Genomic DNA, 26,947 nt, shown 5'->3' on the forward strand with positions numbered 1-26,947 from the left:
ACTTGTGACCTCTCGCATGTCAAGCGAACGCTCTAACCAACTGAGCTATAGGCCCATCTTGCCATCTTCCGTTTGCCGCAATATGGTTACTTGCCGAAATGCTCCGGCGTTGTTTCCTGCGGCGCAGCGGTATTTAGCCCAAGGCTTGCAAAGGTGCAACCCCCCATTTGGCTTTTTGCAAAAAAATCTTCATGATAAGAGAATGCCTCGCCCGATTTGCACCATGTTGGTGCCCCTGACAGCCTGCGCGACGAAAGCCACATGAACCTGATGCCACCTGAACAAAGCACCAGCACCCCGGCGACTGTTTTTCTGCCGCAATGCCAGACCCTTCCTGTGGTCTTTGCCTCGCCGCATTCTGGCCGGGCTTATCCCGATGATCTGGTGTCGCAGGCCCGAATCGATGCCTTTGCCCTGCGCGCCTCCGAAGATGCCTTTGTCGACCGGCTGTTTGCTGCCGCCCCGCAAAACGGCGCCCCGCTTCTGTGCGCGAATTTCCCCCGCGCCTATGTCGATGTTAATCGCGGTGCGTTGGAACTGGACCCGCGCATGTTTGATGGCCCGTTGCCCGACAATGCCGACATTCATTCCATGCGCGCCCTTTCCGGGCTGGGATCAATCCCGCGTGTTGTCAGCGGCGGGGTGGAAATTTACAAAACCCGCCTGCCGATCGCCGATGCCCTGCACCGCATCAATACCTATTACACCCCCTATCACGCAGCCCTGCAAAAGCTGATCGACACCACCCGGGATCAGTTTGGCTATTGCATCCTGATCGATTGCCATTCGATGCCGGGTGACTCGATGGATTCCGCCCAGTCCCGCGTGGATCTGGTCCTGGGCGATTGTTATGGCCGGTCCTGCCATCCGGCATTAACCCGTTTTGTTGACGAATGTTTTCGCGACATGGGCTATCGCCCGGCCTATAATGACCCCTACGCGGGCGGTTACTGCACCCGCCACTATGGCCAACCCGACCAGCACGTCCACACCCTGCAAATCGAAATTAACCGCGCCCTGTATATGGAAGAAGAAACCCTGACACCCCATCGCGGTTTCACGCTTTTGCGCGATCAGATGAGCCGCCTTATCGAAACCTTTCACCAGTTCGACGGGAGCCCCCTGGAATGACTGCCGCCACCACCGATCATAAACTCGGCAATCTGCTGATCCGGGATGCCCGGCCCGATGATTTTGCCCGCATCACCGAAATTTACGGCCACCATGTGCTGCATGGCCTTGCCTCGTTCGAAGAACGCGCCCCTGAAATTGCCGAACTGACAGCCCGCTGGCAACATGTGCGCGAACGCGGCCTGCCCTATCTGGTCGCTGAAATTGACGGCAATGTCGAAGGCTTCGCCTATGCCGGGGCCTATCGCCCCCGCCCCGCCTATCGCTTCACTATCGAAGATACCATCTATATTGCCCCGGAAATTGTCGGCAAAGGTGCCGGGCGCGCCCTGCTGTCAGAACTGATCACGCGCTGCACGGCCCTGCAATACCGCCAGATGGTCGCCATTATTGGCGATTCCGCAAATGTTGCCTCTATCGGCCTGCATGCCCGGCTTGGCTTTCGTGTGGCGGGAACGTTGCAGTCGGCAGGCTATAAACTGGGCCGCTGGGTCGATAGCGTCATCATGCAGCGCGGTCTTGGCGACGGCGACGGCACCATTCCCGATGCCGATCCGCGCATGGAGGTCCCGGCAAAGCCAGCCCCCCAACAATCATAACCCGTTCTTTCGCCAGCATTTACACCGCAGCGCACAAAGAGAAATCAGGATTTTATCTGGAGCACCTCCGAGCAATTAATTTGCCAAAAGCGCGTCTAATATCGCTAAAAACCCCAGATTCCAGACAAAAAAAAGGCCGCCTATGACAGCGGCCCAAGTCTAGGGAGGAAACGTCCAAGAAACGAGCGAACTAGTCGCTCGCCGGAATGCACTGCGTCCTACCGCAGCGCACAAATAGAGAATAACCAGATCGGCGCTGCTGTGCAACATTTTTCTGTCTATTTTTTTACCATTAAATTTTGTGCTGTTTTTTTGATCAAAAATTCACGAGACTGACGCTTTTTCGATCCGATACTGCCCTCAAATGCAGCAGCCAAACCCAAAGCGCGTGCAAAATTACGACAGAATCGCTGCCGAATCGGATGGTAAATTCCGACCATATTTTCAGTTTTGCCGTTTTTCGTATCAAAAAACGAAAATTAAGGGAAATCTGAGTCGCAATAGCCAATCGAATCTCTACGGCCCGCAATATGGTCGACACCCATTGTCGTGTAACCAGCCACAACACTGGTCTGAACAGTGCCCCTTCCGTGATAGCGTCACGGATAAACACGAAAATATGAAAATAAGGGGCTGGTTGAGCGGTTTGATCACCGTAATTCGATATTATGCCGCGCCGCACCAAACAAAATCATCAGGCCATGATGATTTCTGCGCAAATGCACTTTACCGCAAGCACCATTGGGCACATCAACAGGTAATCAGACCTGCTTACACCGATGCATCACATGCCGGATGCAAAATAATCGTCGCACCGGGTGCATCGCTTTCCGGTTCGGCGGATTGTGGCCCGGCACGAGATGCCCCCATGCCATCTGTTGCGTGATCCTTTTTGATTTCATACATACGCTGGTCGGCCAGATCGACCAGCGAGTGAGGCTCTTCTATTTTGTCCTCAATCCGCTCGGCAATACCCACACTGCAGTGCTGCCTGCCGCCATCCGGTAGCTCGGCCAGGCCGACTTCAACCACACGCCGCATCACCTCGCGGGCCTGTGCCACATTTAAACCAGGCAGCAGCACCAAAAACTCTTCCCCGCCCCAACGCACCACAACGTCACCCCGGCGCAAACCGGCAATCAGGTTTTCGCCGCTATTGGCAAGGATGCGATCGCCACGGTCATGGCCAAACTGGTCGTTCACCTGCTTGAAATTATCGAGATCAACAAAGGCAACCGAAAACGGGCGGCAATTTCGCCGGGCGCCCTCGAACCCCAAAAACAACATTTCACTGCCAAAACCCCGGCTATAAGCCCCGGTCAGCGGGTCCTGCGCGATCTGCTGAATATTGATAATGGTACGGTGTAACTGCAACAGGGCGGAAAGACCGGCGGTCAGGGTCATAACCAGAAAAAGCACCCTGATCGACATAACACCGACATCAACCGCCCCTGCCGTATCGGGCAGCAAACCCGACAGATCAAGTGCGGCGGGGATTGCCAAAAAAGCGCAAACCTCGATCACGGATAATGGCATCGCGGCAAGCAGCATACCAATTGCCAGCAACAAAAGCGCATGGGTCATCACCGATGCGGCCGACGCAGCAGGATCCATCAGCGACAGCGCCAGCAATGCCGCCGCCGCAAGCATAAGCAAAGCGAAGGGCAGCAAGGGCAGCTTGCGCCGCAACCGCGCGCCCAAACGCCCGTCAAACACCACCCAAAACGCCACCAGCACAACAACCAGCCGTGACACATTCGGCGCGCTTGCCGAAAACAGGGTGTCATAGGTACCATCCCAAAACGGCGCACAAAACAGGAATAACAAGACAAACCCCGCCGCCAGACGCCCGGTATGGCGTAAAATTTCGGAACGGCGCAGGCGCAAAGCATCATTGTGAAAAAACGGCACAACAAGATCGCGACAATCACATCGCAATCTGCCCTGAAGGGAGGACGCTAAAGGAGATTTCGAGGCTGGCACCAAGGGGCTCCGTCACCTGTTTTGACCAGGAGCACCGAACGTCCCGGAAATTCGAGGCCATCCTCACCTTATAAGCGCGAAATAACAACTATCCAAAAGAGCAGTAAATGCGCAACAAAACTAAATTAGCGCCAAATTTCATGAATTATTCTGAACATAAAATGGACGCCACACGCAATATTTGATGGCTAACACAAAAAAAGAAAAGGGGCAGCTGCACAACTGCCCCTTATATTCATCATACTGAATGACAAAAAACCTGCGTTACAACTGTCAGATTATCCCCAAAGTCTTACATCGGGTAAAGCCATAACGCCTTTTGTGAACTCTATGCCATTCTCGCGGTCTTTTGCCATCCAAAGCGGACCGTCAAGATCAACAATGCGCGCCCGGGCGGCCACAACCATGGCAGGCGCCATCGCAAGCGACGTTCCCACCATGCAGCCCACCATCAATTGCATTCCGGCCTCAAGGGCCGCATCTGCAAGTTCAATCGCGCCGGTCAAGCCACCGGTTTTATCGATCTTGATATTGATCATGTCATAAAGCCGGGCCAGACGCGGAATATCGGCCACGGTATGAACCGACTCATCGGCACACAGCAAAACCGGGCAATCAATATCAGCCAGCCCGTCATCACTGCCAGCTGGCAAGGGCTGCTCGATCATTTCAACACCCAGCGCATCAAGCTCGGCTCCGATATCGCGCAAAAGTTCGATCGACCATGCCTCGTTGGCATCGACAATCAACCGCGCTACGGGCGCTCCTTCGCGCACGGCCCGCACCGATTCCAGCACGTTTTCCCCGTTCAGCTTTAATTTCAAAAGCGGGGCAGACGCGGCCTTTTTCGCAGCTTCACGCATGGCATCGGGCGTATCGAGGCTAAGCGTTTCCGCCGTGACCAACCCTTCAGGGGCCGGGGTTTCAAGACCCGGCAAATCCCAGACCCGGCGGCCGAAACGTTTGGCCTCCAGGTCCCAATAGGCGCAGTCAACGGCGTTGCGGGCCGCCCCGGGCTTCATCGCATCTTGCAATTGCGCACGGGTCATCCCGCGGTCCAGCGCATCGGCCTGGGCATTAATATCGGCAATCACCTGATCAATTGATTCGCCGTAGCGGGCATAGGGAACACATTCCCCGCGCCCGCTAAACTCGCCGTCGCCAAGCGTAACAACCACAACTTCCGCCTGGGTTTTTGCCCCGCGCGAAATTTTAAAGGCTGTTCGCAATGGCCAAACTTCGGATGTGACGCTTAATTTCGGCACATCAGATCTCCTGCAACTGGTCAACAATCGGCGCAACGCCGTCCCGCACCGGATCAACACAGGGCAAGCCAAATTCAGCCGAAATATCTGCCATCATCTTTTTGGCAGCATCCGCGTCCAGTGCCTTGGTGTTAATGGCAAAACCGGCCACAACACAATTGGGGTTGGTCAGACGCGCATGCATCAGATTGACGTCCATCGTGGTTTTCAGGTCCGGCAGGGAATAGCCGGGCAAACCACGCATATGGGTACGAGTCGGCTCGTGGCAAACCACAATTGCATCGGCCTGTGCGCCATGCAAAAGGCCCATCGACACCCCCGCAAACGAGGCATGGAACAAGCTGCCCTGCCCTTCAACAACGTCCCAATGGTCCGCGTCGTTGGCCGGGGCAATGGTTTCAACCGCGCCGGAAATAAAATCGGAAATCACGGCATCAACCGAAATACCTTCGCCCGCAATAAAAATGCCGGTCTGGCCGGTAGCACGGAAGGTCGATTTAATACCGCGCTTTTTCATTTCTTCTTCAATGGCCAGGGCGGTGTACATTTTGCCGACCGAACAATCCGTACCAACAGCCAGAACCCGCTTGCCGCTGCGTTTTTCACCATTGCCAATCGGCAGTTTGCCGTCGAAATGGCGCACGTCAAACAGTGAAACGCCCTTGGCGGCTGCGGCGTCGACCAGTTCGGGGATCGTGGTCAGCTTGGTGTGCAACCCATTGGCAATGTCCATACCGGCATCAATCGCTGCCAGCAGCGTTTCCATCCATGCCGGTCCGATGATGCCGCCACGGTTGGCAACACCCAGAACCAGTGTTTTCACACCGGCTTCGCGGGCTTCGGCAATGGTCATATCTGGCAGGCCAAGATCGGCATGGCAGTTTTCCAAACGCAATTGGCCCTTGCACCATTGCGGGCGCCATTGTTTGATGCCAATGGCGGTCTTCGCAGCCAGTTCATCCGGGGCATCGCCAAGAAACATTAGATAGGGATGTTCGATTTTCATTCTTTACCTCCTTGACCAGCGTCCAAACGCTGAACTTATAATCTGAAAGCGACTATAGCGCGAATAGGACGTATCCTGCCAGATTTACTCTTGGGTCATATTCGGCTATACCGTTAGATGTTCGCAGTGAATTCGGGAAAACAGACAAAAAACCGAAATTTATTCGACAATTTGCCAACTTAAACACAGTTTGTTGTAAAGGACGCCGGTAAAAACCGGTAAAAAAGCAATAAACTGCAATTATGAAGGACTGGCGTGAAAGCGCCCGACTTATGATGAGTACGGATCTCAAAACGTGGCTATCCGAACGAAAAATTGAAGAAGTCGAATGCATTGTGCCTGACATGTCAGGGGTGGCACGCGGCAAGGTTTTGCCAACACAAAAGTTTTTGCGCGGAGTCGAAAACAAAAGCCTCGCGATTCCCGAGGCAATTTTCTGCCTGACGGTCACCGGGGGATACCCCGAGGAAACCGATGCCTTTTTAGACCCGGCCGAAAAAGACGTGGTGATGGTCCCCGATGCCGAAACCATCCGCGTTGTTCCCTGGTACGAAGAACCAACCGCCCAGATCATTTGCGATTGTTACCATTTCTCTGGCGAGGAAGTGTCAATTTCGCCACGCAATGTTCTTAAACGGGTTCTCAAACAGTTTGAAAACCTGGGCATGCGCCCGATCATTGCACCGGAACTTGAATTTTATCTGGTTGCCAAAAACACCGATCCCGACAACCCGCTGGAACCGCCTGTCGGGCGTTCCGGCCGTCCGGAACGGGCATCAAACGCCTTTGGCATTGATGCGATTAACGAATTCGACCCGCTGATCGAGGATCTTTACGATTATTGCGAGGCCATGAATATCGACGCCGATACCATGAGCCACGAATCGGGCCCGGCCCAGCTGGAAATGAACTTTAACCACGGCGCGCCACTTGAACTTGCCGATCAGTCCTTTTTGTTCAAACGAACGCTCCGCGAAACGGCCTTGAAACACGGCGTCTATGGCACCTTTATGGCCAAACCGATGGGGAATTTGCCGGGCAGTGCCATGCATATTCATCAAAGCCTGATCGATATCGACACCGGTAAAAACCTGTTTTCCGATGACGACGGCCAAAATTCGAAACTGTTCCTGAACTATATTGGTGGTCTACAGCGCTATCTGCCTGCGGCAATGCCGTTACTGGCCCCCAACATGAACAGCTATCGCCGTTTGCAACCGTGGTCGGATGCGCCAATCAACATGCACTGGGCGCTTGATAACCGTACTGTTGGCCTGCGCCAGCCCAACGGCCCACCCAGCGCACGCCGGATTGAAAACCGCATTCCCGGTGCCGATGCCAACCCCTATCTGGCCATTGCCGCATCGCTTGCCTGCGGTCTTTTGGGTATTCAGGAAGAAATCGATCCAACAACACCTATTGAAGGATCGGGCTATGACCGGGCGCATTCCCTGCCCCGCCATATCCACGAAGCCCTGGCAAAATTCAGCCGGTCCCGCCCGTTGAAAGAACTGTTGGGTGACGAGTTTTCCGCAGCCGTTCTCGCGGTTAAAGAAGCCGAATGGGATGCCTATCAGACCGTTATCAGCGCATGGGAACGCGAACATCTTCTGCTTAATGTCTGATCTTGACGGTTTTAGACACGCTTTGTTTTAAGCAATCATTGCGCCGGAACACCCGTTTCGGCGCAATGATTTTTCATTCATCAGCACAATACCGGCATAAAATTCGAAATACGATGAAACACAAATTCAAGTGTTTGACAAAGGCCCGAATCGTAACAGGATTGCGTCAGGCATGGGCGGAACAGGGAGGCCCCCATGATTAATGACGTTGCCACAAGGGAGGCACCGCAAAATGAAACCAAATAAAAAATCTGTCAGCCTGATTGCAATTGCGATGGGCCTTATGGGTCTTGCCCATAGCGCATCTGCACAAGAAGTTTTAAATATTTACAACTGGTCGGATTATATTGCCGAAGATACCGTCGCCAATTTTGAAAAGGAATTTGGCGTCAAGGTAAATTACGATGTCTATGACAGTACCCAGATGGTCGAAGCCAAGTTGCTGGCTGGCAATTCCGGTTATGACCTGGTGGTGCCGACGCTGGCCGACGCCGAACGCCTGATCAAGGCAGGACTGTTTTTAAAACTCGACAAGTCAAAATTATCCAATTACGGCAATCTTGACCCTGCCATTTTAAAACAGACCGCCAAATATGACCCGGACAATGCCTATGCTGTGCCCTATCTCTGGGGCACGAACGGCATTGGCTATAACGTGGCCAAAATAAAAGAAGTGCTGGGTGATGACGCGCCGGTAGACAGCTGGTCGCTGATTTTTGATCCCGAATATGCGCAGGCTGTTGGCAAATGCGGCTTGACCATGCTGGACGATCCCAGCGAAATTGTCCCGCTGGTCAGTGCCTATCTGGGAACAGCCGACAAGCCGCAAAGCACCGAAATCGTCGAAGCGGCGATGGCGCAGCTGGAAAAAATCCGCCCCTACATCACCTATTTTCACAGCTCGCAATATATCAACGATCTGGCCAACGGCAATATTTGTGCCGCCATTGGCTGGTCGGGTGATGTGTATATGGCCGCATCTCGCGCAGCCGAAGCCGGGAACGGGAACGAAATCAAATATGTCATCCCCAAGGAAGGCACTTTGATCTGGTTTGATACCATGATGATCCCGGCGGATGCCCCGCATCCCGATCTGGCCTTGAAATTCATCAACTATATTCTGCGCGGCGATGTCAGTGCTGCGATCACGAATTACGTTGAATATGCCGGACCGAATCTGGCGGCGATGGACTATATTGAAGACCGGATTAAAAATAACCCTGCCGTTTACCCGTCAGACGACGTCAAACAACGCCTGTATGCCAAGGTTGAACCGGGGCAAAAGGTTTTGCGGACCCGGACCCGTCTGTGGACGAAACTGAAAACCGGCCAATAGGTCAGCCATCAGCGGCTTTGGGGGATTTGCCAAAAGCACAAAATTGTTGTGATGACGATATCTTGTGTTTGACAAATCCCTGAACGGTTTAAAGGATAGACAGGAGCTTGCGGGGGCAACATCCCCCGTTGGCCTGTCTCAATGATGCCAATAAGGGAGGCACAGCGACATGTCGTCACTAAAAAAATGCGCCACCAGCCTGATTGTTCTGGTTGCGGCGGTTTCGACCCATGCGACCATGGCATCGGCCGAAGATGTCTTGAATATCTATAACTGGTCGGACTATATCGCCGAAGATACGATTGCCAATTTTGAAAAAGAATATGGCGTTAAGGTCAATTACGACGTCTATGACAGCAACCAGGTTGTCGAAGCCAAATTGCTGGCAGGTCATTCCGGCTATGATATCGTTGTGCCGACCCTTGCCGACGCCCAACGCCTGATCCAGGCTAAAATTTTCCAGAAACTCGACAAATCGAAATTGCCGAACTATGGCAATCTTGACCCGGCGATTTTAAAACAGACCGCCAAATACGACCCTGACAACGCCTATGCCGTCCCCTATATGTGGGGCACAAACGGCTATGGTTATAACGTTGACAAGGTTAAGGAGATTCTGGGCGACGATGCCCCGACCGATAGCTGGGCGCTGATTTTCGACCCGAAATATGCCGAACCGCTGTCAAAATGCGGTCTGACCCTGCTCGACGATCCGGGCGAAATGGTTGATCCGGTCAATTTCTATCTCGGCAATGGTGACAAACCGCAAAGCAAGGAAACCATTCAGGCCGCAATGACGCAGCTTGAAAAGATCCGCCCCTTTATCACCTACTTTAACAGCTCGCAATATATCAACGACCTTGCCAACGGCAACGTCTGTGTCTCTGTCGGTTTTTCGGGCGACGTGTTTATCGCGCGTGACCGCGCAGAAGAGGCCGGGGACAATATTCACATCAAATATGTGATCCCGAAAGAAGGCACGTTGATCTGGTTTGATACCATGCTGATCCCTGCCGATGCACCGCACCCCGATCTCGCGCACAAATTCATCAATTACGTGCTCGATGCCAAGGTGAGTGCCTCGATCACCAACTATGTCACCTATGCAGGCCCGAACCTGGCAGCGATGCAATATGTTGATGCCGAAATTAAAAACAATCCGGGCATTTACCCGTCCGACGAGGTCAAGGCAAAGCTGCGCGCCAAAGTCGAACCTGGCCCCAAACTGCTGCGCGAACGCACCCGTTTGTGGACCAAATTGAAAACCGGCCAATAGACACGTCTTCAATAAAAAACTGATATAAACAAGGCGCGGTATCTCCGCGCCTTGTTTCATTTATGACTCGCATAACGCACTGCGAAGAAACCACGCCCGATCGCAATTACGCAGACGGCAAGACGCGCATACGTGAAGCAAAAAATGCTCAATTACTGAACATCACCGCCCATTTTCCGCGCATTTCAGGCAAAATCAACATCCGAACGTTCGAAATATCGCACACTTCTCTTTACAGATTGCGGAATTGCTTCATCCTGTTAAGCAGAAAAATACAAATAGTTTAACAACATCAGACGGGAGAATCCTGGTGTCGCAGGGGGCCAATCAGCAAGAGGCGCGCGAATGCGTGCAGACAAGCCAACCGTGGAACGATCCGGATGCGGTTCCGTTTATCCGGTTTGAAAAAGTAACCAAAAAATTTGGCGATTTTTACGCTGTCGACGATGTATCGCTCGATATTTATCGCCATGAACTGTTCGCCCTTTTGGGCGGATCAGGGTGCGGAAAAACCACCTTGCTGCGGATGCTGGCCGGGTTTGAAGAGCCGACCGAAGGCAAGATTTTCATTGATGGCGTCGATATGGCCGGTGTGCCCCCCTATGAACGGCCCACCAACATGATGTTTCAATCCTATGCCCTGTTCCCGCATATGAGTGTTGAAACCAATGTTGCCTTCGGCCTGCATCAGGATGGTTATTCAAAATCTGAAATAAAAGACCGTGTGGCCGACATGCTGGCACTGGTCCAGATGAGCAAATTTGCCAAACGCAAACCCGATCAGCTTTCGGGGGGGCAACGTCAGCGCGTGGCCCTGGCCCGCTCGCTTGTCAAACAACCCAAAGTGCTTTTACTTGACGAACCGTTAGGGGCGCTTGATAAAAAACTGCGCGAACAGACCCAGTTTGAACTGGTCAATATCCAGGAAAAACTTGGCACCACATTTGTCATGGTTACCCATGACCAGGAAGAAGCCATGACAATGGCATCGCGCATTTCCGTCATGAATGAAGGCGTGATCAAACAAACCGGCACCCCGTTTGAGCTTTATGAATATCCCAACTCGCGCTTTACTGCCAATTTCCTGGGCCAGGTCAATCTGGTTGAAGGAACCCTGGTTGATGATGATGAAAAATACGCTATCATCCGGTCTGACGATATGGGCGGCGATATTTATATCGACCATGCCGTTCAGGGCCATGAAGGCACAACCCTGTGGGTTGCCCTGCGCCCGGAACGCCTGCGTCTTTGTTCCGAAAAACCAAACGATAGCGGCCATAACTGCTTTATCGGCAAAGTCGAGGAAATCGGCTATCTCGGCGGTCTCTCAACCTATCACGTGCGCCTTGAAAGCGGCATGCGCATCAAGGTCAGCGAACCCAACACCCACCGCCACAACGAACCGCGCTATACGTGGGAAGATCAGGTGTGGGTAACCTGGGAGACGGGGTCCGCCTCGGTGCTGAACCAATGAGCGAGATAAAACCAACCCTTAAACAACGTTTTGACCGCTGGATGATCCGGCATGGGCGGGTTCTTGTTATTGGCTTACCCTATTTGTGGCTGTTCCTGTTTTTCCTGGTACCGTTCCTGATTGTTTTAAAAATCAGTTTCGCCACCGCCCAATATGCCCTGCCCCCCTATACCCCCCTGTTTCAGTGGGTTGATGACGGGGTTAATATTGCCATTAATTTTGGCAATTACCTGTTTTTGCTGTCCGACAGCCTTTATATCACCGCATATCTCAATTCAATCCGCATTGCCGCCATTTCAACGGTCATCACGCTGCTGATCGGCTATCCGATGGCCTATGGCATTGCCCGGGCCAAGGGATCAACGCGCAACCTTTTGCTGATGCTGGTGATCTTGCCGTTCTGGACCAGTTTCCTGATCCGCGTTTATGCCTGGATCGGCATTCTGGACCGCGAAGGACTGATCAACGCCGCCCTGATGGGCATGCATATCATTTCCGAACCCTTGATCATGCGTCAGACTGAATTCGCGGTTTATATCGGCATTGTTTATACATATCTGCCCTTCATGATCCTGCCGCTTTATTCAACGCTGGAAAAAATGGATGTCAGCCTGCTTGAGGCCGCCCTCGACCTTGGCTGCAAGCCGTGGAAAGCATTTTTAAAAGTCACGCTTCCGCTTTCAATGCCGGGCGTTCTGGCGGGGTCTTTGCTGGTCTTTATTCCCGCCGTGGGCGAATTTGTGATCCCGGAACTGCTGGGTGGCCCCAATACACTGATGATCGGGCGCACACTGTGGAACGAATTTTTCTCTAACCGGGATTGGCCGATTGCATCGTCCGTCGCCATCGCCATGCTGATTTTTCTGGTCGTTCCGATCATGTATTTCCAGCATATCCAGGGCAAATCCGAGGAGGCCGGGAAATGAGCGGAAAACGATCGATCTTTTTAACCTCGACGCTGTGTTTCGGCTTTGCATTCCTTTATGTGCCGATCATGCTCGTAATCATTTATTCGTTCAACGAAGGTAAACTGGTAACGGTTTGGGCCGGGTTTTCGACGAAATGGTATGTTGAACTGTTTAACGATGACGGCATGATTGATGCCGCCTGGAACAGTCTGCGCATTGGTGTCATGGCGGCAACCCTTGCACTTGCCATTGGCACCCCGGCCGGGCTGGTCATGTCGCGTTTCGGCCGTTTTCGGACCCGTACGATGTTTTCGGGCATGGTGGCAGCCCCACTGGTGATGCCCGATGTCATTACCGGTCTTTCGTTGCTGTTGCTATTTGTTACCATGGAACAGCTTATCGGCTGGCCAGAAGGGCGCGGCATGACCACCATCGTCATTGCCCATACAACATTCTGTGCTGCCTATGTTGCCGTTGTTGTCCAATCCCGCCTTGCCGGTATGGACAGCTCGATCGAGGAAGCGGCGATGGATCTGGGGGCAAAACCAACCAAGATTTTCTTCCTGATCACGCTGCCAATGATTTTACCGGCCCTGATGGCAGGCTGGCTTTTGTCCTTCACCCTGTCGCTTGATGATCTGGTGATTTCCAGTTTCGTTGCCGGTCCTGGCTCCACCACCCTGCCCATGAAAGTGTTTTCATCGGTCAGGCTGGGGGTTTCACCCGAAATCAACGCGCTGGCCACCTTGATCATTGTTGCCATTTCCATCCTGATCATTGTTGCCAGCATCCTTGTAATGCGATCAGAACGGCAACGCAGCCGACAGCTACAGGACAATCCCGATATTTCTATCTGATTTTTTAACGGCAGGTCGTGAACAGCCCCGTTTGTGAGCGGGGCTGTTTTCATTTGTCGATCACCATAACCGCTAAAGCAGCAAAAAAGGATGGTTCCCGTTAAAGGCACCATCCTTTTTAAATGCAGGTACGCAATGCCGATAAAGCAGGGCGTATCGCTTATGCTGTCACAATGACTTGTTTCATCACCGTAATTTCAGCACGCCAAAACTCAATAATGGCGGTTTCGGCAGACTGGGCAAAATCAATGATCATATCTTCAAGGGCGTTTTGGCGCATGAGCACCACCACCCTGTCAGGCACCTGCGACATTTGCCAAAGCCCCAGTATCAGGGCAAAGGAATTCGCCATAAGATTTCGAGCTTGTTGTTCGGTAATCGCATAAATTTCCGAAAGCGCATCTGCTGTACGTTTGACCATTGCGGCCACATACCGTTTGTGAATCAAAACGCTTTCATCATCGGCCCCTTGTTCCAGCACACCATGCGATAACGAAGCCAGATATAAAAACCGCGATCTTTTAACCAAATAGTCAACAAACTGGCGTGCAACGCGCAACGGATCACGCTCGGCAGGAGCTCGAAGGGCTTCCTGCTCGATAACATCCAGATTGTTCTCGCTCCATCCCTTGAAAAAGCGACGAAGAACTTCCAAAAACAAGGACTCTTTGCTGGAAAAATAAAGGTATAATGTGCCTTTGGCCAGGTTGGCCTTTTTTGCAACTTCCGCCGCAGACGGCAGTTGCCCCTCACCTTCCAGAAAAAGCGCCTCGGCGGCGTCTATTATATCGTTCCTGCGGCGCAGTTTTTGTTCATGACTGCGCGCACGAACGAGGCATTCGTTTTCCATACGTTATTCTTCCCCGATCTTCTCCCCGGCGAATTATTGCCCGCAAAGAAGTACAGAGTCAAACAACCGTTCCCGCAAGTACCGCATTTTCCATCAAACAAATGCCCGATGCGCAATACCGCCATGCGGTCAGCAATGTCAAAACAGTGTGCCTCTTTTCAGAATGGATACAGACAGTCGTATGATTCTATATGCTTATTTGCGCGACAGAAAATGACTATCGGTCACTGCTTGTCAAATTTTCGGTGCAAACCAACAAATTACTTTTTCGAATGACCAGCCAGAGACTCGGACCATCCCCGGATTGTTTTCACACAGGCAGTTCTGTGGTACGTTTCACTTCGCGCAGGGTAATCACGGTCTGAACCCGTTCAACACCGGGTAACTGGGTCAAAACTTCGCTGTGGATACGTTCGTAATCTGACGTACTGCTATAAACCACATGCACCAGATAATCACTTTGCCCGGCCAGAAGATAACACTCGACAACCTCCGGAACCGACTGGATTTCGCGTTCAAAATCTTCCAGCGCCTGGCGGGTTTGGCGAGCAATGGAAATATTCACAAAAGCATTGCCAGGCTTGCCGATCCTTTTGGGATTAAGCAGCATCGCGTAGCGATCGATAAAACCGGCTTCCTCAAGCAAGCGCACACGACGCAAACAGGCCGAGGCCGACAAATTTACTTTTTCCGCCAGATCGGCATTGCTGATACGCCCGTCCTGTTGCAGCAAACGAAGTATCATCCGGTCGCGGTCATCAATGTCCATTCGAATGTTTCCCTGACATAATGGCGTTTCTTAAAATAATCTGCCAACATTACCATTTTTGGCGACCCAGATTGAAGAGAAATTGCCAAAATTTTAGGGTATCATTCAAAAATAACCAAAAGCCGGGCAAAAAGCCCACCCGCCACCCCAAATCAGGAAGGTCACGCGATGTTAATCGGTGTCCCAAGAGAGATCAAAAACCATGAATATCGCGTCGGCATGACCCCGTCATCCGTACGCGAAGCCGTTACCCACGGTCACAAAGTGATTATCGAAACCAGTGCCGGTGCCGGTATTGGGTGTAGCGATGCCGATTATCAGGCAGCGGGGGCTACCATCGTCGATACGGCCAGCGAAATTTTTACCACTGCTGAAATGGTGGTCAAGGTCAAGGAACCGCAAAAGGTAGAATATGAGCAACTGCGCCCCGGCCAGTTGCTGTTTACCTATTTGCACCTGGCACCGGACCCGGAACAAACCAAAGGCCTGATCAAATCGGGCGTTACCGCAATTGCCTATGAAACCGTAACCGACCGCACCGGCGGCCTGCCCCTGCTGGCACCGATGTCGGAAGTTGCCGGGCGCATGGCACCGCAGGTTGGTGCGGCGGCCCTGCAAAAGGCCTATGGCGGGCGCGGCATGCTGCTCGGCGGGGTTCCCGGTGTTTCCCCGGCCAAGGTCGTTATCATTGGCGGCGGCGTGGTTGGTGCCAATGCCGCCCGCATTGCGGCAGGCATGGGCGCGGACGTCACCATTCTTGATAAAAACGTCAAACGCCTGACCTATCTGGATGATATTTTCGGCGCGCGGATCAAAACCCAATATGCCACCATCGACGATACCGAATCGCTGGTTTACGACGCCGACATGGTGGTTGGCGCGGTTCTGATCCCCGGTGCTGCCGCCCCGAAACTGATCCACCGCGAACAGCTTTCAAAAATGAAGCCCGGTGCCGTGATTGTTGACGTCGCCATTGATCAGGGCGGGTGTTTTGAAACATCCAAAGCCACCACCCATGCCGATCCGATTTATATTGTTGATGATGTTGTGCATTACTGCGTTGCCAATATGCCCGGCGCTGTCGCCCGCACGTCAACCTTTGCCCTGAACAACGCCACCCTGCCATTCTTGCTCGCCCTTGCCGACAAGGGCTGGAAAAAGGCCTGCCATGATGATGTTCATCTGGCAGCAGGCCTGAACGTGCATGATGGTAAAATAACCTATGAAGCCGTGGCCCGCGAACTGGGCTACGACCATCTGCCGCTGCAAAAAGCATTGGCATAAGCCCGTAACATCTTAAAATCTGCTTTGCTCCCCCCCGTCATTCTGGCGGGGGGTGCCCGGTGTTCTTCGGCACAAAACCCGGTTTATGTTTTACGCCAATGCCAAAGCCCCGGCAGTGAACTGGTGATGGCCTGAACGGCAAAGCCGATAAAAATCAAACCTGTCGCCCGCACGATCCAGATTTGATAGCGCAAATAGAACTTGCGCAAAAAGCCCAGCCCGACCAGCCAGATCAAGATAAGGTCAGCCAGAATAAACCCGACCAAAGAGGCGGCCAGCAAGCCCGCCATGCTGCCCCAATCGAGCATATCAGCATTTTTAGCCAGAAGGGCTGTAAACATTGCGACCGCCACCGGGTATCCCTTGGGATTGGTGATGCCAAAAATAAGCCCGCGGCGCCATGGCCGACGGATCACCATATCAACCCCGCCTTCGGCCTTGCTGCGCGCAGTCAACGCCCGAAATCCCAGCCAGAACAAATAAACACCGCACACCATGGCCAAGGCGTGAAAAACCACCGGGTCCATCACGCGCGAGCCAATGATCGCCACCAATGCCAGCCCGGCCCACATGATGTCGCCTGCCAAATGCCCAAACAAAAACCCGGCACTGGCCGCCCTGCCCTGGGCCGCCCCTAACCCCAGCATCGCCAAAAAGGCAGGACCCGGTGTTAACACATATATCGCTGCGGCAATCATTGCCCCGATCAGCAGTGAAAGTTCCATATTGCCTCGCCCCCTGACGTTACAAATGCTCATTGCTTGATAAAATCATGACACGGAACGAGAGGTTTGTGAAAATCAAAAACACGCCGACGGGTTTTCAGCGTCGCCTATTTATCAGTTTCCATAAAAAAACCACCCGGCACGCTTTGACGTGCCGGGTGGTTTTAATGATTTGTCGCGAATGCTGGTTAAATCAGAATTCAACCTGGGTTACATCGCGCACAGCACCCTTATCGGCACTGGTGGCAAGGGCGGCATAGGCCCGCAACGCGGTTGTCACCTTGCGCTTGCGCGGTTTTTCGGGCTTCCAAGCAGCAGTGCCCCTGGCTTCCATGGCTTCGCGGCGCGCGGCCATTTCGGCATCGTCAATCGCGATATGGATGGTGCGGTTGGGGATATCGATTTCGATCATATCGCCCGGCTCAACCAGGGCAATATCGCCACCCGCCGCAGCTTCGGGCGAAACGTGACCAATTGAAAGACCGGACGTTCCACCCGAGAAACGACCATCGGTAATCAATGCACAGGCCTTGCCCAGCCCCATCGATTTCAAATAGCTGGTCGGATAGAGCATTTCCTGCATCCCCGGCCCGCCCTTTGGTCCTTCATACCGAATGACCACAACATCGCCTTCCTTGACTTCACCGCCCAGAACCTTGGCAACGGCTTCGTCCTGGCTTTCGCAAATTACGGCCGGGCCGGAAAATTTCAGGATGCTGGCATCAACACCGGCGGTTTTAACAATACAGCCATTGATCGCCATATTGCCAAACAGAACCGCCAAACCGCCATCCTTGCTATAGGCATGTTCGACATCACGAATGCAGCCTTCTTTTTCGTCCATATCCAGATCGTCCCAGTACCGTTCCTGGCTAAAGGCCACCTGACTGGGAACACCACCGGGCATGGCGCGATAGAATTTCTGCACATTTTCATTGCTGGTGCGCCGAATGTCCCATTTATCAAGGGCATCCGCCATGGTTTTGGCATGGACTGTCGGCACATCGGTATGCAGCAAGCCACCACGATCAAGCTCGCCTAAAATACGCATGATGCCACCGGCACGATGCACATCTTCCATGTGATATAACGGATGAGACGGTGCCACCTTGGAGAGATGCGGCACCTTGCGCGACAGACGGTCCATGTCGGTCATGGTAAAGTCAACTTCCGCTTCGCGGGCGATTGCCAGCAAATGCAGAACAGTGTTGGTCGACCCGCCCATGGCAATATCAAGCGCCATTGCATTTTCAAACGCTTTAAACGTTGCAATGCCACGCGGCGATGCGGTGACGTCGTCTTCTTCGTAAAAACGACGCGCCAACCGAACCGATGTGCGGGCCGCTTCAAGGAACAGTTCCTTGCGCGCTGCATGGGTTGCCAGCACCGAACCATTACCGGGCAATGCCAGCCCAAGGGCCTCGGCCAGGCAGTTCATGGAATTGGCGGTAAACATGCCCGAGCATGACCCGCAGGTCGGACATGCCGACCGTTCAACAATAGCGACCTGTTCGTCGGAAATTTTGGGATCGGCGGCTTCAACCATCGCATCAACCAGGTCAAGATGGCGTTCCTTGCCATCGATGGTGACCTTGCCTGCCTCCATCGGCCCGCCCGAAACAAACACGCACGGAATGTTAAGCCGCATCGCAGCCATCAACATGCCCGGGGTAATTTTATCGCAGTTGGAAATGCACACCATCGCATCGGCGCAATGGGCATTGACCATATATTCAACCGAGTCCGCGATAATTTCGCGTGACGGCAGGCTATAGAGCATGCCGTCATGCCCCATCGCAATGCCATCATCAACGGCAATGGTGTTAAATTCCTTGGCAACACCGCCCGATGCCTCAATCTCGCGCGCAACCATCTGCCCCAGATCTTTCAGATGCACATGGCCCGGCACGAACTGGGTAAAACTGTTAACCACCGCAATGATCGGCTTGTCAAAGTCTTCATCCGTCATGCCTGTGGCGCGCCATAAGCCGCGCGCGCCGGCCATATTGCGACCATGGGTGGTTGTACGAGACCGATATTCCGGCATGGGTCGACCCTCTCTTTATACGTAATATTTTTGAACTCGCGTTCTAGCACAGACTTGGCGTCGATTTACAGTTTTTTGCCCGAAAGTTTCGACAAATCTGCCATGCACGTATTTTTATACCTGACAGCTTATCGGCAAACAGCCCGTCGGGACAGCCCCCAAATGCCGCGACCAAACATCCAACCCCAGAATGTACTGCTCCAATGGATTATGTACATAAAATCCCCTATCCCAAAGACCCATAAGATCAATCAAACGGATAGGAGACGCTGCCATCACGAAAGAATATTATAATGTCTGATTATCGCCGCCAGGCGATTCTCCCACTCCCATTCTTACCCCGGCCCAATATGGCCGGGGTTTTTTGGGTTCTTATGCGGGTCCACGGCCCCGCGTGCCCTGGCCCGAACCAATATCGGACACGGACCTGGCAATAACCGACCCAAAGGCAGCTTATAAACCGCAACCTCTATCACTGCAGGTAGTTTGCCAGGTCGGCCCGCGCAATGCCAATGCGTGCAGAATGCCACAGGGGCATTAACGGCATTTCCTGCGCGCCGATACCGTCGCTATACCGTCGTCAATTTCTTTATGTTAAAGACGCACGATGTGCGTAAGATGACAAACGGGTCACGGGTACGCCCTTATCGGCAAAGACACCAAAAACAAGGCATTGCATGACAGCCGAGCTTTCAACATTGCTGCGGCGCGGATTGGCAGCCCACGAAGGCAACCGCCTGCAAGAGGCGGAAAAGATTTATCGCCGTGTTCTCGACATTGCCCCGAACAATCGCGAGGCAGAACATCTGCTCGCGACGTTGCTAACCCGCCAGGGGCATCATCGTGAAGCACTGGAGCTGTTTGAAAACTGCGTTTCGCACATGGGGGCAAACCCGGCGGCACGGTGTAACTATGCCATCGCCCTGGAAGCCAATGGCAATATTGAACACGCGATTGATGAATTCCGCCTCGCACTAAGCTATCATGGCGACTTTCCCACCGCGCTGTTCCATCTGGCGCGCCTGGAAAAGGCACGCGGCAATTACGGCCAAACAATCGACCTTCTGGGCCGGATGCTGAACCTGCATAGCGGCAATTTTGATGCATTTTTGCTGTTCGGCGAAGCCCTTAACGCGCTAGGGCAATATGAAGCCGCTTTGATGGCCTTTGAAAATGCGGCCGAAGCCGCCAAACTTGATGCCGATAAAATCAACCAGGTTGGCGCGGTACTTTTGCGCCTCGGCCATCTTGATGCCGCACAAAACCTGTTTTCCCGCGCGCTCAGCATCCATGCTGATCATGTGCCTTCCATGGTCAATATGGCGGCATCATTGATTGCTGCGGGCAAATATCAGCAAGCCAATAACGTCCTTGAAGCTGCACGCACCCATGCCCCCGACATGGCCGATATCGAGGGTCTGTTTGCCGATATTCTGATCCGGGGTGGCGATACCGCCCACGGGGTTGCCCGCCTTGCGGCCCTGGTGGAGAAAAACCCGGCCCGCGCCGATTTTCATGCCCGGCTCTTATCGGCCTTGCTGTATTTGCCGCAATTTGACGGACCGGAATATTTAAAACAGGCCCGGCAATGGGCGCGGTCGCATTTAGCCCCCCAGACATCCCCGCCCAAATTTGCCAATACCCGCAGCACGGATCGCAGGCTGCGCATTGGCTGGATATCACCCGATTTTCGCGATCACCCGCTCTATGCCCGGCTGATGGGACTGGCGCGAAATCATGACCGCAATACCGTTGAACTGTTTTTATATTCTGCCGTCACCCGCCATGATGACATTACCCGGCAATGGCAAATTGTTGCCGATAGCTGGCGCGATGTTGCAGGCCAGGATGCACAACGCATTGCTGAACGCATTCGCAAGGACAAGATCGATATTCTGGTGGATCTGTCGGGTTTTACCCGTGATCACCCGATCGAGGTTTTCGCCCATCGCCCGGCACCGGTGCAGGTCACATTTTATCATGCCTCGACCGGTATCGGGCAAATTGACCACATGTTTGGCCATGTCGATATGACCGCCGCCGGGGCCGCAGAAAACCGCATTTGCAGCGAAACACTGCACCGCCTGCCCCATGCCGCCTTTGCCTATACCCCGCCCGAAAACAGCCAGGCGACAGGCCCTTTGCCAGCCCTGTTGAACGGATATTTGACCTTCGGATTTGTGGGCACCTTGCCACGCATTGGCGATACCGTACTTAACAGCTGGGCGCGCATCATGAACAAAGCCGCCAATAGCCGCCTGATCATTCAGGCCGACGGGCTCCATGACGCATTTGTACGCCAGAATTTTCTTGATCGCGCCCGGCAAGCTGGCATTCATATTGATCGCGTTACCTGCCAGGGTATAACCCCCGACAAAATCCGTAACACCGCAATTTATGACCAGATTGACATCGGGCTGGACCCGTTCCCTGCCAATAATATTACGGCGGGCTGCGACATGCTGTGGCATGGGGTGCCGTTTGTTACGCTGGCCGGTACCATGCCATCGGCACGATGCGGGCTGGGTGTGCTAGGCGATGTGGGGCTGGATGCCCTGGCAGCAGAAACCCGCAACGGCTATGTTCAAAAGGCGGTTTTGCTTGGCCGCGACGTCGATGCATTATCCATGATCCGCCGCACCTTGCGCGACAGGGTCCTTAAGGCAAGCATGATGAATCATCGCCTGATTGCAGCTGATTTTGAAGAAGCCTATCGCGATATCTGGCGCACATGGTGCACCAGATAAATACCCAGCACCCGTTTTATACCATCCCGCGCACGGCAATATGCCCTATAGGGCAATGGCCCCACTGGCAAATAGCTGATCAACAGCTGCCTGCAAATCATCGGCAATAAAACCCGCCTCGGCGGCTTCGGGCAGCGTTGTTTCATGCGCACCATGCCCCGTTCGCACCATAACGGTTTTTAACCCGGCCGCGTTACCGGCACGAATGTCGGCAATTTTGTCACCAATGAGCACGCTGTCGGCACGATCAATGGCAAACTCTTCGCAGGCGGCGAAAATCATGCCGGGGCCAGGTTTGCGACAGATGCTGTCTTTGCGATAGTCACCCTGACCATCGCTATGGAAGGGTGAATAATAAATGCCCTGCACGGATGCGCCCTCGTCTGCCAAAAGCTGCGTCATTCGCACATGCAAATCTTGTAACTGGTCTTCGGATAAAAACCCGCGCGCGACACCGGACTGATTGGTCACAACCACCACCGGCACCCTTGCCGCATTAATCCTGGCGATGGCCTTCGCCACCCCGGGGATCAACACCATATCCTCGGGCCGGGACAGATAATGCACTTCCTCGTTTATGACCCCGTCGCGGTCGAGAAAAACCGCTGGCAACGGATGCCGCCGATCGCGCCATTTTGGAGCCGGATCAATCAGGTGTCTGCGAACAAAGGAATAGTCATTCATAAGAAAACATCCGCCCGACAACGGGTTAAATCCAAAATCAGAACCGCCAACAGGAAAACTGGCAACCTTTAGAATGGGATAAATGACCGCCCACAGCAAGGGGGAACTGCAAAAGCCCTGTTCTTTAACCGGCCCGCCAGGGTTGCATAACATCCGTGTTATAACTGGTATTACCATTATTAACTTGTCGGACCCTGCCTGAACATGGCAATTACCTTCACTGGCGTTTTTGTCAGGGGGATCAGGTATGTTTGCTAATATTTTTGCCATTCTTGCGCCGGTTTTTATCACGACCGGGCTGGGATATTTCTGGGCGCGCGCCGGCAAGCATTTTGACACATCCCTTGTGACATCGCTTGTCACCTATTTTGGCACCCCTTGCCTGACATTTGCCGCCCTTGCCACGGTCAAGCTGGGATCGGATGCTTTGCTGTCGATGGGCAGTGCTGCGGTTCTGTCAATTCTGGCCTTTATCGCCATTGGCTGGCCGGTCCTGAAGCTCTTCAAACTGTCGCCACGCACCTATTTGCAATCGCTAAGCTGGCCCAACATTGGCAATGTGGGCTTGCCGTTATGCCTGCTGGCTTTTGGCAATGACGGCCTGGCACTGGCTGTTGCCTTTTTTGCCGCCATGATCGTATTGCAACTGACCGTGGGGGTTGCCTTTGTCGCCGGGTCATTTTCAATCCGCTCTCTGGCAAAAATGCCAATTGTACCGGCAACCCTGATTGCGATTGTTTTTCTGGCAACCAAAACACCCGTGCCCGCATGGCTTTACAATACAACCGATCTGATCGGTCAGATGACCATCCCGTTAATGCTGTTTACATTGGGTGTGTCGCTGGCCCGGCTTAAACCGGTCAGCCTGAAACGCAGCATTGGTTTATCGGTCTTGCGCCTGGCGATGGGCTTTGCCGTCGGCCTTGGACTGTCCGAAATTCTGGGTCTTGAAGGCATTGCGCGCGGTGTGGTGATTTTGCAATGTTCAATGCCGGTGGCAGTTTTTTGTTATCTGTTTGCCCAGCTATATGACAACGAACCCGAAGAAGTGGCCGGGGTTGTGATTGCCTCAACCTTCCTGGCCGCCATCAGCTTGCCTGCCTTGTTATGGTACGTTTTATAAACCGGATCAGGGCGTGATTGTCAGTCGATAATGCCCTGTATGATCGTCGTCGGCATAGAAACCCACCGCACAATCATAGGACCCATGCGCCAGTTGCGGGTCATTGTTTTCAACGGCAAGCGCCATCACAGCATCCCGGCATTTTTCTGTGTTTTCAAGGCCTTCTCCCGCGAACTTAAACACCGATCTATCGGCTTTGTCGGGGTAATAAACTGCCGTTACGCGTTCCCACGGGGCCGCATCCGTTGCCCAGAACCGGTTGGCAAACCATTCTCGCGGCCCTCCCAGTGAGGCCCATGCCAAAAGGGAAATAATACCCACCGCCAATAATCGGCGGCCCATTCGCCCCCGGATGAAACGCATCATTTACCGTCCCAGCCCATCTTGTTAAAATCACGTCCCCGATAAAGGGCGTCGCATTCCAGGTAATATTCATCAAGTTGTGGTGGTTTTTGCGATGTGCCCGACAGCATGGCGTGCACCTGCCCGCGATGATGCGTTTGATGCACAAACAGATGCGACAATACTGCCCCTGCTGTTTCGCGGACCAATTCACCCTCACCGCGGTCCAATGCCACAGTTTGCGCCGCCCCCTCGCCGGTCAGCTTTTCGCAAAAATCCAGCAATTCACGATCGCTGTCAGTTTGGGCCCTGGCCAGCTTGTCGATATCGGAAAACGGGTTTGCATTGGCAAAACAGGCGCGCCCCCGACCACCAGAGTTAAGAGCATCAATATAATACCAATCGACAATCAGGATATGATTGAGGGTTTGCAATATTGTCGGGAAAAACGAGGTCCGCGGTGCTGTTAGTTCAGCAGGTGACAGTTTTTCACAACAGGTCAACATCCGAAAGTTAGACCAGGCATTATTACGGGCCTGATCAAAAAACGATGTTCCTGGCATTGCGGTTTGTCGCGGCATGACGTGTGGCTTTCTGTTGCAGGCTATTCACCCGTTAAGGGATGGGCATGGTTTAGCGGCCCATTGCCTTTGCCAAAATCGGGTGCGGTGCGAATGGCTTCGCGCACATAGGCACGCGCGCGCGCGACCGCATCGCCCAAATCCAGTCCCTGGGCAATACCTGTGGCAATCGCACTGGCAAGGGTACAACCTGTACCGTGGTTATTTTCCGACGGAATACGGTCCTCTTCAAAACCGGAAATGCCGTGGTCGTGCTGCCACAAAATATCAATGATCCGGCTGCCGTCGGAATGTCCGCCTTTAAGCAAAACGGCATTTGCCCCCATCGCGCCAATTTTCTCGGCCGCCAGGATCATGTCGGCCTCGCTTGAAATACGTATGCCCGACAAAACTTCGGCTTCAGGAATATTGGGCGTTAAAACGGTTGCGCGGGGCACCAGTAATTTAATCAGGCTTTCCACTGCGTCTTCGTTCAAAAGGCGCGACCCGCTTTGCGATATCATCACCGGATCAATCACCACGGGTAATCCTGCGGCCTTGCCAGCAAGCAAGCCTGCAACCGCCTCGATCACGGGAACCGAATGCAGCATCCCGGTTTTAAGGCAATCGGCACCGATATCGTCCAGCATCAATTCGGCCTGTTGCAGGATAAAGGCGGGGTCGATCCCCAGCACGCCAAACACGCCCTGGGTGTTTTGCGCTGTCAGCGCGGTAATTGCCGTTGCGGCATAGCCGCCCAGAACCGTCACCGTTTTAATATCCGCCTGAATACCGGCCCCGCCGGAGCTGTCAGAGCCGGCAAGGATCAACACACGCCCCTTCATCGGGAGTCTCCTGTTCTTCAAACCCGTCATTCTGAAAAGCTGAAACCGGTATCGGCCGTTACAGCATTAATTTGCATGATAATACCGTCCACAACCCGTTCAACATGGCTGGCGTCATCGCCTTCGGCCATAACACGGATCAGGGGTTCGGTCCCCGATTTGCGAATAAGCACCCTTCCATCACCATTAAACGATTTTTCGGCGGCTGAAATGGCCTCGATCACGCTGCTATGGCCCAATGGGTCCGTTCCGGCAGCATAACGCACATTCTTCAGAATTTGCGGCAACGGATCGAAAACATGTGTCATCTGCGATACCGGCCCGTCATGCCCGGACAAAACCGCAAGCACCTGCAAGGATGCCAGCAAACCATCCCCGGTCGAGGCAAAATCGGACAAGACAATATGGCCAGATTGTTCGCCCCCCACATTGCAGCCAAGGGCGCGCATCTGTTCCACCACATAACGGTCGCCAACCTTGGTTCGAATCAGCCGCAATCCCTGCTTTTCCAAATACCGCTCAAGGCCCAGATTGGACATCACAGTTGCCACCAGGGCATTGCCGCGCAGTTGGCCGGTTTTATGCCAATGTGCGGCCACCAGGCCCATTAGCTGGTCACCGTCAATCAGGCGGCCATTTTCATCGCACATCTGCACACGGTCGGCATCACCATCAAGGGCAATGCCAACATCGGCTTTTTGGTCCACCACCAGATCGCACATTGGCCTGGTATGGGTCGAACCACAATTATCATTGATGTTAAAGCCGTTTGGCTTGGTGCCAATTTCAATAACATCGGCACCCAGTTCACGCAAAACCATCGGTGCCACGCTATAGGCGGCCCCATTGGCACAATCGAGCACGATTCGCAGCCCTTCAAGCGTGACATGGCCTGGTAAAGACGATTTCACCGCCTCGATATAGCGCCCCGGCGCGTCTTCAATCCGTTTGGCACGCCCTAGCGATTTGGCAGGTACGAGCAACGATGACAGATCGCGATCCATCAGGGCTTCAATTTCACTTTCAACAGCATCGGATAACTTGAAACCATCAGGCCCAAACAGTTTAATACCGTTATCTTCAAAGGGATTATGCGACGCAGAAATCATCACACCAATATCGGCACGCATGGATTTGGTCAGCATGGCCACAGCCGGGGTCGGCATGGGCCCCACCAAAATCACATCCATCCCCATCGATGTGAAACCGGCAACCAGTGCAGGCTCCAGCATATAGCCCGACAATCGGGTATCCTTACCAATCACAACACGATGCCGATGATGGCCGCGGGTAAAATATTGCCCGGCTGCCATGCCGACCTTCAGGGCGACTTCGGCAGTCATCGGCGCGTTATTTGCGGTTCCACGGATCCCGTCGGTCCCAAAATATTTGCGGCTCATGTGTTGTATTCTTTCTCTATGCTTGATCCGGTGTCTCAAAAACCGGGTTGTGCTCTCGTGCTGGCCTCCGGTTATAGCAAAATCGGGTCAGAATGCCACCGGCCTTGTTCC

General features: G+C 53.4%; 23 protein-coding genes. 11 read left to right on the forward strand and 12 right to left on the reverse strand.

The genetic code is table 11. From position 1 onward, the window contains the following. Positions 1-261: 261 nt before the first annotated feature. Both AAC086_RS12910 and AAC086_RS12915 read left to right on the forward strand, forming a co-directional pair. Positions 262-1,131, forward strand: coding sequence for an N-formylglutamate amidohydrolase (locus tag AAC086_RS12910; RefSeq protein WP_339779122.1), 870 nt, complete (start codon positions 262-264; stop codon positions 1,129-1,131). Continuing rightward, entirely contained in the window at positions 1,128-1,730 is a 603-nt protein-coding gene (locus tag AAC086_RS12915; protein WP_339779123.1) for an N-acetyltransferase family protein, read from the forward strand. Before AAC086_RS12910 ends, AAC086_RS12915 begins: the two co-directional genes overlap by 4 nt. A 771-nt stretch (positions 1,731-2,501) precedes the next feature. On the opposite strand, the gene AAC086_RS12920 is transcribed toward AAC086_RS12915, so the two are convergent. The 3 genes from AAC086_RS12920 to dgcN all read right to left on the reverse strand — a co-directional run bounded on the left by AAC086_RS12920 (position 2,502) and on the right by dgcN (position 5,984). Beyond that, positions 2,502-3,641, reverse strand: a complete 1,140-nt coding sequence (locus tag AAC086_RS12920; RefSeq protein ID WP_339779124.1) for a GGDEF domain-containing protein — start codon at positions 3,639-3,641, stop codon at positions 2,502-2,504. Between the two features lie 350 nt (positions 3,642-3,991). Then, complete coding sequence (dgcA, locus tag AAC086_RS12925; RefSeq protein WP_339779126.1) at positions 3,992-4,978, reverse strand: N-acetyl-D-Glu racemase DgcA; 987 nt, start codon at positions 4,976-4,978, stop codon at positions 3,992-3,994. Between the two features lies 1 nt (position 4,979). Continuing rightward, entirely contained in the window at positions 4,980-5,984 is a 1,005-nt protein-coding gene (dgcN, locus tag AAC086_RS12930; RefSeq protein WP_339779128.1) for an N-acetyltransferase DgcN, read from the reverse strand. 275 nt (positions 5,985-6,259) lie between these two features. On the opposite strand from dgcN, the gene AAC086_RS12935 reads away from it, so the two are divergent. From AAC086_RS12935 to AAC086_RS12960, 6 genes are all read left to right on the forward strand, one after another. Continuing rightward, the gene (locus AAC086_RS12935) at positions 6,260-7,609 is read left to right on the forward strand and encodes a glutamine synthetase family protein (RefSeq protein WP_339779486.1); all 1,350 of its coding nucleotides are present in this window, start codon (positions 6,260-6,262) and stop codon (positions 7,607-7,609) included. 232 nt (positions 7,610-7,841) lie between these two features. Next, positions 7,842-8,945: a polyamine ABC transporter substrate-binding protein gene (locus AAC086_RS12940; protein WP_339779130.1), complete on the forward strand. Its 1,104-nt coding sequence runs from the start codon at positions 7,842-7,844 to the stop codon at positions 8,943-8,945. A 169-nt stretch (positions 8,946-9,114) separates the two neighbouring features. Further along, positions 9,115-10,221 (forward strand): polyamine ABC transporter substrate-binding protein, encoded by a 1,107-nt coding sequence (locus tag AAC086_RS12945; protein ID WP_339779132.1) that lies wholly within the window; start codon positions 9,115-9,117, stop codon positions 10,219-10,221. Between the two features lie 310 nt (positions 10,222-10,531). Next, positions 10,532-11,695 (forward strand): polyamine ABC transporter ATP-binding protein, encoded by a 1,164-nt coding sequence (gene potA, locus AAC086_RS12950; protein ID WP_339779133.1) that lies wholly within the window; start codon positions 10,532-10,534, stop codon positions 11,693-11,695. Continuing rightward, complete coding sequence (locus AAC086_RS12955; protein ID WP_339779134.1) at positions 11,692-12,621, forward strand: ABC transporter permease subunit; 930 nt, start codon at positions 11,692-11,694, stop codon at positions 12,619-12,621. The genes potA and AAC086_RS12955 overlap by 4 nt, the downstream gene beginning before the upstream one ends. Next, positions 12,618-13,460, forward strand: a complete 843-nt coding sequence (locus AAC086_RS12960) for an ABC transporter permease subunit (protein ID WP_339779135.1) — start codon at positions 12,618-12,620, stop codon at positions 13,458-13,460. The genes AAC086_RS12955 and AAC086_RS12960 overlap by 4 nt, the downstream gene beginning before the upstream one ends. Positions 13,461-13,620: 160 nt before the next feature. Here the strand turns inward: AAC086_RS12960 and AAC086_RS12965 are convergent, their stop codons facing one another. Together AAC086_RS12965 and AAC086_RS12970 are read right to left on the reverse strand one after the other, a co-directional pair. After that, positions 13,621-14,310, reverse strand: coding sequence for a TetR family transcriptional regulator (locus AAC086_RS12965; RefSeq protein WP_339779136.1), 690 nt, complete (start codon positions 14,308-14,310; stop codon positions 13,621-13,623). Between the two features lie 310 nt (positions 14,311-14,620). Then, positions 14,621-15,079 (reverse strand): Lrp/AsnC family transcriptional regulator, encoded by a 459-nt coding sequence (locus AAC086_RS12970; protein WP_339779137.1) that lies wholly within the window; start codon positions 15,077-15,079, stop codon positions 14,621-14,623. 168 nt (positions 15,080-15,247) lie between these two features. On the opposite strand from AAC086_RS12970, the gene ald reads away from it, so the two are divergent. Next, entirely contained in the window at positions 15,248-16,363 is a 1,116-nt protein-coding gene (ald, locus tag AAC086_RS12975) for an alanine dehydrogenase (RefSeq protein ID WP_339779138.1), read from the forward strand. A gap of 83 nt (positions 16,364-16,446) precedes the next feature. Here ald and AAC086_RS12980 read toward each other — a convergent pair whose 3' ends face one another. Both AAC086_RS12980 and ilvD read right to left on the reverse strand, forming a co-directional pair. Continuing rightward, entirely contained in the window at positions 16,447-17,088 is a 642-nt protein-coding gene (locus tag AAC086_RS12980) for a LysE family translocator (protein WP_339779139.1), read from the reverse strand. Between the two features lie 193 nt (positions 17,089-17,281). Then, positions 17,282-19,135: a dihydroxy-acid dehydratase gene (ilvD, locus tag AAC086_RS12985; RefSeq protein ID WP_339779141.1), complete on the reverse strand. Its 1,854-nt coding sequence runs from the start codon at positions 19,133-19,135 to the stop codon at positions 17,282-17,284. Positions 19,136-19,812: 677 nt separating this feature from the next. Between ilvD and AAC086_RS12990 the strand changes: the two genes are divergently transcribed. Then, the gene (locus tag AAC086_RS12990) at positions 19,813-21,882 is read left to right on the forward strand and encodes a tetratricopeptide repeat protein (RefSeq protein WP_339779142.1); all 2,070 of its coding nucleotides are present in this window, start codon (positions 19,813-19,815) and stop codon (positions 21,880-21,882) included. Positions 21,883-21,927: 45 nt separating this feature from the next. Here the strand turns inward: AAC086_RS12990 and AAC086_RS12995 are convergent, their stop codons facing one another. After that, on the reverse strand, positions 21,928-22,566 hold the full coding sequence (locus AAC086_RS12995) for an HAD family hydrolase (protein WP_339779143.1): 639 nt from the start codon (positions 22,564-22,566) through the stop codon (positions 21,928-21,930). Positions 22,567-22,813: 247 nt separating this feature from the next. Here AAC086_RS12995 and AAC086_RS13000 point away from each other — a divergent pair, with 247 nt between their 5' ends. Continuing rightward, the gene (locus tag AAC086_RS13000; RefSeq protein ID WP_339779144.1) at positions 22,814-23,689 is read left to right on the forward strand and encodes an AEC family transporter; all 876 of its coding nucleotides are present in this window, start codon (positions 22,814-22,816) and stop codon (positions 23,687-23,689) included. Positions 23,690-23,695: 6 nt separating this feature from the next. Here AAC086_RS13000 and AAC086_RS13005 read toward each other — a convergent pair whose 3' ends face one another. The 4 genes from AAC086_RS13005 to glmM are packed head-to-tail and all read right to left on the reverse strand — an operon-like array spanning position 23,696 to position 26,836. Continuing rightward, the gene (locus AAC086_RS13005; RefSeq protein ID WP_339779145.1) at positions 23,696-24,055 is read right to left on the reverse strand and encodes a hypothetical protein; all 360 of its coding nucleotides are present in this window, start codon (positions 24,053-24,055) and stop codon (positions 23,696-23,698) included. Then, complete coding sequence (locus AAC086_RS13010; RefSeq protein WP_339779147.1) at positions 24,052-24,612, reverse strand: DinB family protein; 561 nt, start codon at positions 24,610-24,612, stop codon at positions 24,052-24,054. The genes AAC086_RS13005 and AAC086_RS13010 overlap by 4 nt, the downstream gene beginning before the upstream one ends. Positions 24,613-24,635: 23 nt before the next feature. Next, positions 24,636-25,436: a bifunctional hydroxymethylpyrimidine kinase/phosphomethylpyrimidine kinase gene (gene thiD, locus AAC086_RS13015; protein ID WP_339779149.1), complete on the reverse strand. Its 801-nt coding sequence runs from the start codon at positions 25,434-25,436 to the stop codon at positions 24,636-24,638. Positions 25,437-25,462: 26 nt separating this feature from the next. Continuing rightward, on the reverse strand, positions 25,463-26,836 hold the full coding sequence (gene glmM / locus AAC086_RS13020; RefSeq protein ID WP_339779151.1) for a phosphoglucosamine mutase: 1,374 nt from the start codon (positions 26,834-26,836) through the stop codon (positions 25,463-25,465). Between the last annotated feature and the right edge of the window lie 111 nt (positions 26,837-26,947).

The organism is uncultured Thalassospira sp. (assembly GCF_963976115.1).
In the GTDB taxonomy this organism is placed as follows: Bacteria; Pseudomonadota; Alphaproteobacteria; order Rhodospirillales; family Thalassospiraceae; genus Thalassospira.

Coding starts and splice junctions, on each gene's coding strand:
- AAC086_RS12935 (WP_339779486.1), top strand. CDS start 6,260: ATGAGTACGGATCTCAAAACGTGGCTATCCGAACGAAAAATTGAAGAA.
- AAC086_RS12910 (WP_339779122.1), top strand. CDS start 262: ATGAACCTGATGCCACCTGAACAAAGCACCAGCACCCCGGCGACTGTT.
- AAC086_RS12970 (WP_339779137.1), bottom strand. CDS start 15,079: ATGGACATTGATGACCGCGACCGGATGATACTTCGTTTGCTGCAACAG.
- ald (WP_339779138.1), top strand. CDS start 15,248: ATGTTAATCGGTGTCCCAAGAGAGATCAAAAACCATGAATATCGCGTC.
- glmM (WP_339779151.1), bottom strand. CDS start 26,836: ATGAGCCGCAAATATTTTGGGACCGACGGGATCCGTGGAACCGCAAAT.
- ilvD (WP_339779141.1), bottom strand. CDS start 19,135: ATGCCGGAATATCGGTCTCGTACAACCACCCATGGTCGCAATATGGCC.
- AAC086_RS12955 (WP_339779134.1), top strand. CDS start 11,692: ATGAGCGAGATAAAACCAACCCTTAAACAACGTTTTGACCGCTGGATG.
- AAC086_RS13010 (WP_339779147.1), bottom strand. CDS start 24,612: ATGCCGCGACAAACCGCAATGCCAGGAACATCGTTTTTTGATCAGGCC.
- AAC086_RS12965 (WP_339779136.1), bottom strand. CDS start 14,310: ATGGAAAACGAATGCCTCGTTCGTGCGCGCAGTCATGAACAAAAACTG.
- AAC086_RS12995 (WP_339779143.1), bottom strand. CDS start 22,566: ATGAATGACTATTCCTTTGTTCGCAGACACCTGATTGATCCGGCTCCA.
- AAC086_RS12960 (WP_339779135.1), top strand. CDS start 12,618: ATGAGCGGAAAACGATCGATCTTTTTAACCTCGACGCTGTGTTTCGGC.
- AAC086_RS13005 (WP_339779145.1), bottom strand. CDS start 24,055: ATGATGCGTTTCATCCGGGGGCGAATGGGCCGCCGATTATTGGCGGTG.
- thiD (WP_339779149.1), bottom strand. CDS start 25,436: ATGAAGGGGCGTGTGTTGATCCTTGCCGGCTCTGACAGCTCCGGCGGG.
- AAC086_RS12980 (WP_339779139.1), bottom strand. CDS start 17,088: ATGGAACTTTCACTGCTGATCGGGGCAATGATTGCCGCAGCGATATAT.
- AAC086_RS12940 (WP_339779130.1), top strand. CDS start 7,842: ATGAAACCAAATAAAAAATCTGTCAGCCTGATTGCAATTGCGATGGGC.
- AAC086_RS13000 (WP_339779144.1), top strand. CDS start 22,814: ATGTTTGCTAATATTTTTGCCATTCTTGCGCCGGTTTTTATCACGACC.
- AAC086_RS12945 (WP_339779132.1), top strand. CDS start 9,115: ATGTCGTCACTAAAAAAATGCGCCACCAGCCTGATTGTTCTGGTTGCG.
- AAC086_RS12990 (WP_339779142.1), top strand. CDS start 19,813: ATGACAGCCGAGCTTTCAACATTGCTGCGGCGCGGATTGGCAGCCCAC.
- AAC086_RS12915 (WP_339779123.1), top strand. CDS start 1,128: ATGACTGCCGCCACCACCGATCATAAACTCGGCAATCTGCTGATCCGG.
- dgcN (WP_339779128.1), bottom strand. CDS start 5,984: ATGAAAATCGAACATCCCTATCTAATGTTTCTTGGCGATGCCCCGGAT.